The 13,131-nt window shown below is 42.9% G+C and carries 9 protein-coding genes; 4 read left to right on the top strand and 5 right to left on the bottom strand.

What is annotated here, in order from left to right:
• Nucleotides 1-167: 167 nt before the first annotated feature.
• The 5 genes from aceF to ampD all read right to left on the bottom strand — a co-directional run bounded on the left by aceF (nt 168) and on the right by ampD (nt 7,353).
• Entirely contained in the window at nt 168-2,126 is a 1,959-nt protein-coding gene (gene aceF, locus ACHUGF_RS03020; RefSeq protein ID WP_394129303.1) for a dihydrolipoyllysine-residue acetyltransferase, read from the bottom strand.
• A 12-nt stretch (nt 2,127-2,138) separates the two neighbouring features.
• Complete coding sequence (aceE, locus tag ACHUGF_RS03015; RefSeq protein WP_394129302.1) at nt 2,139-4,805, bottom strand: pyruvate dehydrogenase (acetyl-transferring), homodimeric type; 2,667 nt, start codon at nt 4,803-4,805, stop codon at nt 2,139-2,141.
• A gap of 71 nt (nt 4,806-4,876) precedes the next feature.
• Complete coding sequence (gene pdhR, locus ACHUGF_RS03010; protein WP_394129301.1) at nt 4,877-5,629, bottom strand: pyruvate dehydrogenase complex transcriptional repressor PdhR; 753 nt, start codon at nt 5,627-5,629, stop codon at nt 4,877-4,879.
• Between the two features lie 258 nt (nt 5,630-5,887).
• Nucleotides 5,888-6,739 (bottom strand): beta-lactamase regulator AmpE, encoded by an 852-nt coding sequence (gene ampE, locus ACHUGF_RS03005; RefSeq protein ID WP_394129300.1) that lies wholly within the window; start codon nt 6,737-6,739, stop codon nt 5,888-5,890.
• Between the two features lie 50 nt (nt 6,740-6,789).
• Nucleotides 6,790-7,353 (bottom strand): 1,6-anhydro-N-acetylmuramyl-L-alanine amidase AmpD, encoded by a 564-nt coding sequence (ampD, locus tag ACHUGF_RS03000; protein ID WP_394129299.1) that lies wholly within the window; start codon nt 7,351-7,353, stop codon nt 6,790-6,792.
• 210 nt (nt 7,354-7,563) lie between these two features.
• On the opposite strand from ampD, the gene nadC reads away from it, so the two are divergent.
• The 4 genes from nadC to ACHUGF_RS02980 all read left to right on the top strand — a co-directional run bounded on the left by nadC (nt 7,564) and on the right by ACHUGF_RS02980 (nt 13,123).
• Nucleotides 7,564-8,442: a carboxylating nicotinate-nucleotide diphosphorylase gene (gene nadC / locus ACHUGF_RS02995; protein ID WP_394129298.1), complete on the top strand. Its 879-nt coding sequence runs from the start codon at nt 7,564-7,566 to the stop codon at nt 8,440-8,442.
• Nucleotides 8,443-9,466: 1,024 nt separating this feature from the next.
• Complete coding sequence (locus tag ACHUGF_RS02990; RefSeq protein WP_394129297.1) at nt 9,467-9,895, top strand: pilin; 429 nt, start codon at nt 9,467-9,469, stop codon at nt 9,893-9,895.
• A gap of 107 nt (nt 9,896-10,002) precedes the next feature.
• Nucleotides 10,003-11,712 (top strand): type IV-A pilus assembly ATPase PilB, encoded by a 1,710-nt coding sequence (gene pilB, locus ACHUGF_RS02985; protein WP_394129296.1) that lies wholly within the window; start codon nt 10,003-10,005, stop codon nt 11,710-11,712.
• 157 nt (nt 11,713-11,869) lie between these two features.
• The gene (locus tag ACHUGF_RS02980; protein WP_394129295.1) at nt 11,870-13,123 is read left to right on the top strand and encodes a type II secretion system F family protein; all 1,254 of its coding nucleotides are present in this window, start codon (nt 11,870-11,872) and stop codon (nt 13,121-13,123) included.
• Nucleotides 13,124-13,131: the final 8 nt, after the last annotated feature.

Raw genomic sequence — 13,131 nt, 5'->3', positions numbered from 1 at the left:
TCGGGCCCTAAATGTCGATAACGCCAGCTTGAAACTGCTGTTTCAAATCCAATTTTATTTATCGCACATTTCAAAAATTGGGATGGCGCATTTTAACCTTTGTTTGACCTAGATCACAATCTACCGAGACATAAAAAAGGCCACTGAATTACAGCGGCCATTTTTGTTTATAAAATCAACGTGCGAATGTCAGATAAAATGCCTGACAATGTGACACTGAATCGCGCCGCCATCGCACCATCAATCACGCGGTGATCGTACGATAATGACAGTGGCAACATCAGCTTAGGTTCGAACTCGCTACCATTCCATTTTGGCTTCATCTCAGACTTAGATACACCTAAAATAGCCACATCAGGATAGTTAACGATTGGGGTAAACGCTGTACCACCAATGCCACCTAAACTTGAAATGGTAAAGCAGCTACCTTGCATGTCTGCCGCTTTAAGCTTACCGTCGCGAGCTTTAACAGAAATCTCCATGAGTTCGCGAGACAGCTCAACAATGCCTTTTTTGTCAACATCACGTACCACAGGCACAACAAGTCCATTTGGCGTATCAACCGCGACACCAATATGGAAGTACTTCTTCTGAATTAAAGACTCACCATCATGGCTCAAGCTAGAGTTAAACACTGGGAATTGTTGTAGTGTTTTGGCAACGGCTTTCATCATGAACACAAGCGGCGTGATCTTATAGTCCGCTTTTTGTTTCGCAGCGACTGCATTTTGCTCTTTACGGAATGCTTCTAGCTCAGTGATATCCGCTTCGTCAAACTGGGTCACATGTGGAATGGTTACCCAGTTACGGTGCAAGTTAGGGCCAGATATTTTCTGGATACGGCTAAGTGGTTTTTCTTCCACTTCACCAAACTTGCTGAAGTCGACTTTAGGCGCATCAATCACATTTAAGCCGCCCGCACCGCCAGCAACAGACGTTGCTGCGCTTGCTTTAGGACGAGAAAGCTCGTACTTCACATAGGCTTGTACGTCTTCTTTCAAGATACGTTTCTTACGACCAGTACCTGTCACCTTAGTTAGGTCTACACCAAACTCACGTGCTAAACGACGCACTGCAGGTGATGCATGTACCACACCTGTTGCACTTGGTGCTGCCGCACTTGGGTGATGTGGCACAGGTGGTGTTGCACGACTTGCTGGCGCAGGAGCAGCTTGCTGAGCCTGACTTGCTGGCGCCGGTGCTGGAACAGCAGCTTTTGGCGCAACAGGCGCTTCGCCAGCCACTTCTAGCATGATAACCAAGGTACCTTCAGATACCGTATCACCTACTTTTAAGCTCACCGATTTCACTACACCTGATTTAGGTGATGGCACATCCATCGTGGCTTTGTCAGTTTCAAGTGTCACTAATCCAGCTTCAGCTTCAATGGTTTCGCCTTCGCTAACTAACACTTCAATCACAGGTACATCAGTATCACCGCCAATATCAGGCACTTTAACTTCAACAATTTGTGATGCAGCAGGTGCAGCTGCTACAGGGGCTTCAGCTTGGGCTGCAGGCGCTTCAGCGTTAGCAGAACCTGCCACTTCAAGCATTAACACGACAGTACCTTCAGATACCGTGTCGCCCACTTTGATACTAATTGACTTCACTACACCAGCTTGAGGTGCAGGAACATCCATAGTCGCTTTGTCAGTTTCTAAGGTAATCAGTCCTGCTTCAGCTTCAATTGTTTCACCTTCGCTGACCAATACCTCAATCACAGGCACATCAGTGTCGCCACCGATGTCTGGTACTTTAATTTCAATCACTTCAGCAGCAGAGGCAACTGGCGCTGCAGGAGCTTGTGCAGCTGGTGCGGCCGCTTCGGCTTTAACCTCTTCCACTTTTGCAGCTTGAGCAGGAGCTTCAGTAATCGCGCTGCCACTTTCTTCAGCCATAAGGGCGATAAGCGTGCCTTCAGACACTGTGTCACCTACAGCCACTTTAAGCTCTGCCAACTTGCCAGCAAAAGGCGCTGGAATATCCATGGTTGCTTTGTCGCTTTCGACGGTAATAATAGAGGCTTCTTTTCCTAGCACCTCTCCAACCTCGGCGCATACTTCGATAACCTGAACTTCATCAGTATCGATATTAGGAACCAAAACTTCTTTTAAATCAGCCATTTTGAATTCCTCTTACGCGAATTGTGGGTTAACTTTATCAACGTCAATGCCATACTCGTTGATTGTTTTAGTCAACACATCAACTGGCATTTCACCGCGATCAACCAGCGACTTAAGCGCAGCCAGTACGATGAACTTAGCATCCACTTCAAAGTGATGACGAAGATTTGCACGGCTATCACTGCGGCCAAAACCATCAGTACCCAGTACTTTATAGTCAGTTGGCACATAAGCACGCAGTTGCTCACCGTATACTTTCATGTAGTCGGTTGCCACAATCGCTGGAGAATCTGTTGCCAATACTTCACTGATGTACGCTTTCTTAGGCGTTGCAGTTGGGTGTAGTAGATTCCAACGTTCAGCCGCTTGGCCATCACGTGTTAGTTCGTTAAAGCTGGTTACGCTAAAAACATCTGCTGAGACACCAAAGTCTTTAGCCAGAGCTTGTGCTGCTTTACGTACTTCTTCAAGGATAGTGCCACAACCCATAAGTTGGACTTTACCTTTGCCACTGCCCGCCACAGATTCAAGCTTGTAAATACCTTTAACAATGCCTTCTTCGGCATCTTTTGGCATTTCAGGCTGAACGTAGTTTTCGTTCATGGTGGTGAGGTAATAGAACACATCTTCTTGTTTCTCGCCGTACATGCGCTCGATACCATCTTGCACAATTACTGCGATTTCATAACCATAAGTTGGGTCGTAAGACACACAGTTAGGCACGGTATTAGCCAAAATATGACTGTGACCATCCTGATGCTGAAGACCTTCACCATTTAGCGTTGTACGACCTGAAGTACCACCTACTAAGAAACCACGTGCACGCATGTCGCCCGCTGCCCATGCCATGTCACCAATACGTTGAAAACCAAACATAGAGTAGTAGATGTAGAATGGAATGGTCGGTAAGTCATTCACTGAGTAACTGGTTGCAGCAGACACCCATGAAGACATTGCACCCAACTCATTAATACCTTCTTGCAGTACTTGACCTGACTTATCTTCACGATAGTACGCCACTTGGTCAGCATCTTGAGGCTCGTATTTTTGGCCTTCATGAGCATAAATACCCACTTGACGGAATAGGCCTTCCATACCAAAGGTACGCGCTTCATCAGGAATAATTGGCACAATACGCTTGCCAATTTTTTTGTCTTTCAATAATGCGGTTAGCACACGCACAAACGCCATGGTTGATGAGATTTCACGGCCATTTGAGCCTTTTAATACTGCATCAAAAATCTTCAGAGAAGGCACTTCAAGCTCTTCAGAGAAGTTTTCTAAACGTTGTGGCACATAGCCTTTTAACTCTTCACGGCGTGCTTTAAGGTATTTAACCTCTTCAGAGTCTGGACCAGGATGATAGAAAGGAATATCTTCTAATTGATCATCTGGGATTGGGATATTGAAGCGATCGCGGAAGTAGCGAATTGAATCGACATCCATCTTCTTCACATTGTGTGCGATGTTTTTACCTTCACCCGCAGCACCCATGCCGTAACCTTTAACGGTTTTAGCGAGGATCACAGTTGGACGACCTTTAGTCTTTTTAGCGTGATCTAATGCAGCATAAATCTTAACTGGATCATGACCACCACGATTTAGACGCCAGATATCATCATCTGACATGTTAGCAACCATTTCGGCAGTTTCTGGATACTTACCAAAGAAGTGCTCACGAGTATAAGCGCCACCTTTGGCTTTACAGTTTTGGTATTCACCATCAACGGTTTCTTCCATTAACTGTAATAGCTTACCGCTAGTGTCACGGGCTAATAATGGGTCCCAATAGCGGCCCCATATCAATTTAACCACTTCCCAGCCTGCGCCGCGGAATTCGCCTTCAAGCTCTTGAATAATCTTACCGTTACCACGTACCGGACCATCAAGACGCTGCAGGTTACAGTTAATAATAAACACAAGGTTATCTAACCCTTCGCGTGCAGCAAGGCCAATCGCACCTAATGCTTCTGGCTCATCACACTCACCGTCACCTAGGAAACAATATACCGTTTGCTCAGAGCAATCTTTCAGACCACGGTCTGTTAGGTATTTCAGGTATCGCGCTTGGTAAATCGCTTGAATTGGACCCAAACCCATAGATACTGTTGGGAACTGCCAGTAATCAGGCATTAACTTAGGGTGTGGGTATGAAGATAAACCTTGACCATCTACTTCTTGGCGGAAGTTAGCTAGCTGGTCTTCAGTTAATCGCCCTTCAAGGAATGAACGAGCATAAATACCAGGTGCGATATGACCTTGGAAATAGACTAAATCACCACCGTCTTTTTCATTCGGCGCGCGGAAGAAGTGGTTAAAACACACATCATAGATAGTGGCGCTAGATGAGAAACTTGAGATATGGCCGCCTAGCTCTAAATCTTTCTTAGAACCACGCAATACCATTGCTAAGGCATTCCAACGAATGATAGCGCGAATACGACGTTCCATTTCTTGATTACCAGGCATATTAGGCTCTTGCCCTGCTGGAATCGTATTCAAATAAGCCGTGGTCGCATCATAAGGTAAATGTGTACCATTACGGCGGGCTTTATCAATTAACTTTTCTAATAAAAAGTGCGCTCTTTCTGGCCCTTCTTGCTCTAATACTGCTTGTAGAGCATCAACCCATTCCTGAGTTTCTGACGGGTCCAAATCTTTTAGCATATCTTCAGACATCTTGCAGTCCTTCCTACTATATGATTGTTATGATTAGATTTATCAGGTTATTCCCAATAAAGATTTTGTAATTAGTTACCACTCTTCAAACGGCGTAAGCTACGTTGTAAGCGACTGTCTTCTTCTCTCACAGACAGCATCACTTCTTCGATATAACTTAAGTGTTCGTTTGAAGCCTCTCGAGCGGCTTCTGGGTCACGGCGAACAATGGCTGCCAATAAATCGCGGCGATGTTCGTTTGCAATGGTTGAGGCTTCTTCACGGCGGCGAAGAAGCTCAAGGTTCTGTGCCACATTTTTATGCAGCACTGGGGTTAAACTGAGTACAAGGTGCAACATAGCAACGTTGTGAGACGCCTCGGCAACAGCACGGTAGAACTTGACAATAGCGTCGGCTTTGGCTTCAACATCGGTAGCTTCTTCTACTTGGTTGATGCTATTTTTGATATTTTTCATATCGGCATCGGTACCACGTAACGCGGCAAAATAGGCCATCATCCCCTCTGTGGCATGACGAAATTCCAGTAAGTCGTACTGACTTTCTGAATCTTCATGCATCAACTCAACGATAGGGTCGGCAAGACTTTGCCAAAGTTGCTCTTTCACATAGGTGCCACCGCCTTGACGACGCATAAGCAGACCTTTTGCTTCAAGCTTTTGGATAGCTTCACGTAATGACGGGCGCGATACTTCAAACTGCACAGCCAGTTCACGCTCAGGGGGTAATTTCTGACCAGGCTGTAAACTGCCTTCAAGGATCATACGCTCTAGCTGTTCCATGATCACATCAGAAATCTTTGGCTGACTAATCTTACTATAAGCCATTTGCTAAGCCGCTCCGTTCATATTTATGATTGTCAATTGGTCTTACCAATTTTTATGATAGAGCGCACTTTATCAAATCATACGTGACATGTCTAGCATATGCGGGCGGGAGCTAACATTTAACATCACATTCAAACGCTCGGATGAAGAGCATAGCGCAAATGTAACATTAAGGGGTCTGACCATTTAACCTTTACTGGCAAACGGTAAAGCCAATTATTGGCTAGTTTATCTTATTTTAAAAGCACTTATATGAAATTAATTCACTACCCCAAAGATGGTCAATACCGACAAGACTGTCACCAATAATAAAAAGTTACGTTTACTTAATGCTAACAAAGCCAGAGTAGACTGCACACAAATAGGTGCTTTGCTGACCTCGGGCATAGACTCCGAAGCGCTCGCTGTTTTAGTGATGATTTTTCGGGTTGGTGTCGCAATACTCAATGAATAACGGCTCCAGGCACTTATCCCTTCAGAAAAGCGGCCACTCAACGCGAACCCAAAACTGAAAATACGCGATGGTAACCAATCAACCGCATGCATTAAACGGGTCACCCATCGAATTTGCGCCCCATGCTTTACTAACAAGTCATCATAGAAACGTAGGCTACAATATAGCACGGCTCCCACAGGGCCAAACATGATTAAAAATAGCGCCACTGCACCGTAATAACGGTAGTTAATCCAAGCCACTGTTTCACCGACTTTTGCTCCTAGTTCTTTTTCATTCACTGCATCTAGGCATTCATGGCACTCTAACTGCCCCGCATAAAAATAGCAGGCTTGCACATCGCCACGACAAGCAGCTAATACATACTTTTTAAATACATTGCGTACTTCGATGTGATTAAAACAAATAATGGCTATTAACACCCAAACACATAAACTGATGACATTATAAAAAATGCCATCAAGCAGAAGTAAAACAACGAAGGTGACAACGGGCGGAAGGAATATGGCTAAGAGGGCATAAGGCGTTTTGGTGAGAGTATCGGCCCCCCAACAGCGCTGCTGATAGAGCTTCATCAGTTGATCAAATTGCAGTGATTGCGGAAGCAGTTTTAATCTTTCTACTAATATCGCCACCAACAATGAAAACAGTGCCATACACCCTCTCTAACAACTTTGTGGTTTGACTTACAATACAACAGTTTAAATTAAAATGATTGGCCTTTTATCAAACTTTGACGATATCGCTGCCAATCAAAACTGTCACCGGGGTCGGTTTTGCGCCCTGGGGCGATATCACAATGGCCAGTAATCCGATCAAGGCTAATCATAGGATACTGCAACATAAGCTGCTGAGTTAATCGTGTCAGTGACAGATATTGCTCATCGGTATACGCTATATCATCAGTCCCTTCTAGCTCAATGCCAATAGCAAAATCATTGCAGTTTTCTCTACTTTCAAATTGAGACACGCCAGCGTGCCAAGCTCTGTCATCGCAGCTGACATATTGCGTCACAGCCCCTTCACGGTTAATTAAAAAATGCGCAGACACGGTTAACCCCTCTAGCTCTTTAAATGAAGGATCTGCACTCACATCTATACACCCTTTAAAAAGGTCATCTATATAAGGCAGACCAAAACACCCAGCCGGCAGGCTAATGTTATGAATGACTAATAGACTCACTTCATTGTCAGGCCGCTGATTAAAATGTGGCGAGAGACAGGTCGATGCCAAGTTATACCATCCATTGTTAAAGCGTTTACTTGTCATATTGTGTCATTTCCTCTTCACCGATTCTCACACTAGGGTTTTGTTCACGGGATTGAGCTATAAGACTTAAACAGATAAATATCAGTCAATAAACTCCATTGAAACTATAGGTGAGACCATATCAATTATGCTAATCTTACGCCATATACAGCCGCATTATTTCAATGCCAACCACCTTAGGTTGTGTCACCTTTGCAAGGACATCGCATCATGTTAGAAAATGATATTCGCCATGCCGTAAAAACCGCGCTTAATGAAGATTTAGGTTATTGGGAAAATCAAAACGTACAAGAACTGTTAGCTGCAGATATTACAGCAGCGCTTATACCTGCAGATAAATATGTAGAAAGCTCGCTTATCACGCGTGAAGAAGGCGTATTTTGTGGCAAAGCTTGGGCAGAACAAGTGTTTAATCAGTTAGGTGGTGAAGTTGCCCTTCACTGGCACGTTGACGACGGTGACTTAGTAGTACCGAATCAAGTCTTATGTGAACTATCAGGTCCTGCACGCGCTATTCTAACGGGTGAACGTACGGCAATGAACTTCATTCAAACCTTGTCTGGGGTTGCCAGCTTAACTAAGTTGTATGTTGATAAACTTGCTGGTACTCATACAAAATTGCTCGATACTCGTAAAACCATTCCAGGACTTCGCACTGCTCAAAAGTACGCGGTAACCTGTGGCGGCGGTAAAAACCACCGCATCGGTTTATTTGATGCTTTCCTTATCAAAGAAAATCACATATTTGCTTGTGGTGGCATAGCCAATGCCATTACAGCTGCAAGGCAGATGCACAACGATAAACCCGTTGAAGTAGAAGTAGAATCTATCGATGAACTTACCCAAGCGTTAGATGGTGGTGCAGATATCATCATGCTAGACAACTTTGATGTCACTATGATGGTAGAGGCTGTGAGCATCAACAATCAATACAAAGAAAAAGGTCAACAAACTAAGTTAGAAGTGTCGGGTAATGTCACCCTAGACACCATCGCTAACTTTGCTAAAACTGGCGTGGATTACATTTCGGTTGGTGCATTAACAAAACATGTAAAAGCAATGGACTTATCGTTACGTGTGAAGAGTTGATGAGCTTAAATGCTAAGTGCTAAGTGCTAAGTGCTAAGTGCTAAGTGCTAAGTGCTAAGTGCTAAGTGCTAAGCACAAGTCTCACTTGTAATATATTTTTTGCATTGTTGTTTGTTGCATATTCTGCATTGTTTTTTGTTGCGTATATAGTGCTAAACCATCCCCGCAAATTGTTGAGCGGGGATTTTCATTCTGTCGCGTCATCTAATAAAAAACGCTTCATTTTTATCAGTAGTCCATGTGACCAAATCAATCCTTTAGACAAACAATCACTTCAATAGAACTCCGCTCTACTTCATGCATATTATCACTCATTAAGTGAATTTGTTCTCACACCAAATGTTACATATTAGTTACACCGCGCATCCTCTCAACAACGTCGTTAGCGTTTAAAATGTTAATTTTTTAATTCTAATCAACCGAAAGTTGTACGTCAGTTTTCTAGCATTAGGTTAATTACGCCAAATTTTCTTCAGCTAAATGTCATATGTCAAAAAATTGCTATAACTAGAAGTTAAAAAATGGCTAACAATCAGAATTTTTAGGAAATAATAGTATTTATCTCAACAATACTATTCCATTTATCTCAACTTTATACTACCGTTTAACACAGGCGAGATGGCCTTTCGGCCTATTTTGTTTAACTATGACGCAAATTCAATGTTGCAATCTTGACTGTCACAATTTAACAATTGTTGCTCAATGTTGCATAATTGCGCTAAAGTTAACACTCAGCCGAAAGTCATACGAGGTTGATAAGATTTGGTTAAGTTTGGATGCATCCTGCCGATACCAAGATCACAATCAAGTAGGAAAATACAGAATGCGGTGTGGCCTAACTTAACACCAATTTCAGCATAATAATGAGTTATCACTTTTTGAAGTTTGCCAACTCCAAGTTTGATAGCGATTTTAAAACTGTAGACCGAGGCACTTTTGCTAGCTTTTGCTGAGCGTAATGTTTCAACACTAAAATGTTCCAACACTAATGTAAGTGTCGCAGTAATTTTTACGGAGAGAGAAAATGAAAGGTATCAACCAAATCAACAAAGCTAAGGGTTTCACCCTTATTGAATTAATGATCGTAGTCGCGATCATCGGTATTCTTGCAGCAATCGCATTGCCTGCATATCAGGACTATACTGTTAAATCCCAAGCTGGCTCAGCATATTCTGAAGTATCAGGTCTTAAATCTGCATTTGAGATAGCTGTTAACGAAGGAAAAACACCTAGTACAACTTCTACAGCTGCTGGTTATATTGGCCAAACGGCTACAGGTGGAACATATTGCGATATCGCATTAACAGGTACAACCACTATTGAATGTACTGCAGTTGGCGGAAACGCAGACAAGTTCACTGGTAAAAAGATTACCTTATCCCGTACCGCTGAAGGCGTTTGGAGTTGTACATCCGATTTAGAGGCTAAATTCAAGCCAGGAAACTGTGCTTAAAACATACTTCTATTTACGAAAAGGCAGCTAAAGCTGCCTTTTTCTTTGTTTATCTTTGCATTTTTGATAATAATATACTTTATTACTTTTGATAGAGATTTAATCGGATGCCTTCTACTGCGCTTAATCTTGGCTTATCTTCATTATTCGCTAAAAAACAATTACTAACTGAAGAACAGCTTACTAACGTTATTGCGCACTCTCGTAAAACCAAAGAGGCATTAGTCACATCAATAATTAACTCTAAATATCTTTCTGCTAGGGAGATCGCTGAACTGTGTTATGAAGAATATGGTATTCCATTCCTAGATTTAACCGAATTCGACATTTCCAGCATTCCTGAAGAGCTCCTCAACAAAAAGCTCATTGATAAACATAAATGCTTACCCCTATTCAAGCGCGGCAACCGTTTATATATTGCATCTTCAGATCCGACTAACATTACCGCTTTAGAAGACTTTCAATTTAGTCTTGGACTTCACGCTGAAGCTATTCTAGTCGAAGATGATAAATTACAGCACATACTAGAAAAAGTATTGGAAGATGATTTATCAAGTTTAGATTTATCAGGCGTCGATGAAGAAGCGCTAGCCGGAATGGAAGTGGCGGAAACTGAACGCCGAGATGAACCGGAAGGTGATAGCAGCGATGATGCGCCGATTGTTATTTATATCAACAAAATCCTCACTGATGCCATACGCAAAGGTGCCTCTGATTTACATTTTGAGCCCTATGAGAAACGCTACCGCATTCGTTTTCGTATTGACGGCATTTTACATGAAGTTTCAGAACCACCTGTCAACTTGTCTGGCCGGATTTCAGCCCGTTTAAAAGTAATGTCCAAGCTGGATATTGCCGAGCGCCGTGTACCGCAGGATGGTCGCATTAAAATGAAGCTGTCGCGTACCAAGTCCATTGATTTTCGTGTCAGTACCTTGCCTACGATTTGGGGCGAGAAGATTGTAATGCGTATCTTGGATTCATCTTCTGCTCAATTGGGTATTGAAAAGCTCGGCTATGAAGATGAGCAGCGTCAGCTCTATGAAGAAATGCTTGCTAAACCTCAGGGGATGATTCTAGTCACCGGTCCAACCGGCTCAGGCAAAACCGTATCCCTCTATACTGGGCTAAATATCCTGAATACAGAAGAGCGCAATATTTCCACTGCAGAAGATCCTGTGGAAATTAACCTTGAAGGGGTTAATCAGGTTCATATTAACTTAAAAGCCGGGTTAACCTTCGCCTCTGCGCTTCGTTCGTTCCTTCGTCAAGATCCAGATGTGGTCATGGTCGGTGAGATCCGCGATTTAGAAACTGCCGAAATTGCCATTAAAGCGGCACAAACCGGTCACTTAGTATTATCCACATTACATACAAACTCAGCAGCAGAAACCTTAACCCGTTTAATCAATATGGGCGTGCCTGGGTATAACATTGCCAGCTCGGTGAATTTGATTATTGCTCAGCGTCTAGCGAGACGACTCTGTCCTGCCTGTAAAGAAGCGGAGGATGTTCCACAGCCAGAACTGGAGAGGTTAGGCTTTAGTAAAGAAGATATTGAGCAAGGCTTTACTGTATTTAAACCTGTTGGTTGTGATTTATGTTCTGGTGGTTACAAAGGCCGTGTCGGTATTTATGAAGTGATGAAAATGTCCGATGATATAGCTCGCACCATCATGGAAGGCGGTAACTCGCTTCAAATCGCTAATCAAGCAGCAGCCAATGGTATGAAAAACCTACGTCAGTCTGGCTTATTGAAAGTAGTCAAAGGGGTAACTAGCATTACCGAAATTAATCGTGTCACTAGCTTTAATTAACACGTTTAATGATTCATACTAAAATCAGAAACATACTATAGTATTCTCTATGTGTGGAAATTGAAAAAACGGATTTAACGCATTTTAGCGAGATTAGGCTCCCAACTTAAACTTCCAAACTAAATAGAGTGATTGAAAGCCTACAAGGAATTGTTACATGGCGACGGCGACAGCAAAAAAAAATAAGTCAAAGGTAAAGCACCAACCCAAAATTTTTACTTTTGAATGGAAAGGCTTAAATGGTGATGGGCAGCGTACCTCGGGTGAGCTGCGTGGTACCAGTATTGCTGAAATTCGCAGCACCTTAAAACGCCAAGGCATTTCGCCAAAGAGTGTAAGAAAAAAATCCCCACCGCTATTCAAATCTGAGAAAAAGATTACGGCAATGGACATTGCCATGATTACCAGACAAATTGCTACTATGCTATCTGCTGGTGTACCTTTAGTAACGACTATTGAGCTATTAGGTCGTGGTCACGAGAAAGCTAAGGTACGTGAGCTACTTGGAACCATTCTTTCAGACGTACAATCAGGTATCCCTCTTTCTGATTCATTACGCCCTCACCGCCAATACTTTGATGATTTGTATGTGGACTTAGTTGCTGCAGGTGAGCATTCAGGTGCTCTAGATGCCGTATTTGACAGAATTGCGACCTACAGAGAAAAAGCGGAAGCGCTTAAGTCAAAGATTAAGAAAGCCATGTTTTACCCAGCAGCAGTTGTTGTAGTTGCTATTGCAGTAACCACTCTACTTCTCCTATTTGTGGTGCCACAATTTGAAGAAATTTTTAATGGCTTTGGTGCAGAACTCCCCGCATTTACTCAGTTAATCATAAACATTTCAGAATGGTTACAAAGTACCTGGTGGGTATTTGTATTAGCAATCATTGCTTCAATTTTTTTATTTAAAAGAGCCCATAGGAATTCTCAAGCCTTTAGAGATCAAGTTGATGCCTCACTCCTTAAAATCCCTGCTATTGGCGATATATTGCATAAAGCCTCTATGGCGCGTTTTGCACGCACACTAGCAACTACCTTTGCTGCCGGTGTACCGCTTATTGATGGATTAGAATCAGCGGCAGGAGCATCTGGCAATGCTGTATATCGCAAAGCTCTCATCAAGGTGCGTACTGAGGTTATGGCTGGTATGCAAATGAATGTGGCTATGCGCACCACAGGCTTGTTCCCTGACATGCTGATTCAGATGGTGATGATTGGTGAAGAGTCTGGTGGGTTAGATGAAATGCTTAACAAGGTAGCCAATATTTATGAAATGCAAGTAGATGATGCTGTCGATGGGCTTTCAAGCTTAATTGAGCCGATCATGATGGTCGTTATTGGTACTATTGTAGGCGGCTTAATCGTAGGTATGTACTTACCAATTTTCCAAATGGGTAATGTTGTCGGCTAAGCAGCTTT

Origin of the sequence: Shewanella maritima, assembly GCF_043643735.1 — a bacterium.
GTDB classification, from domain to species: domain Bacteria; phylum Pseudomonadota; class Gammaproteobacteria; order Enterobacterales; family Shewanellaceae; genus Shewanella; species Shewanella maritima_A.
Note: the sequence above shows the minus strand (reverse complement) of the source record. Positions and strands in the feature narration are given on the sequence as shown.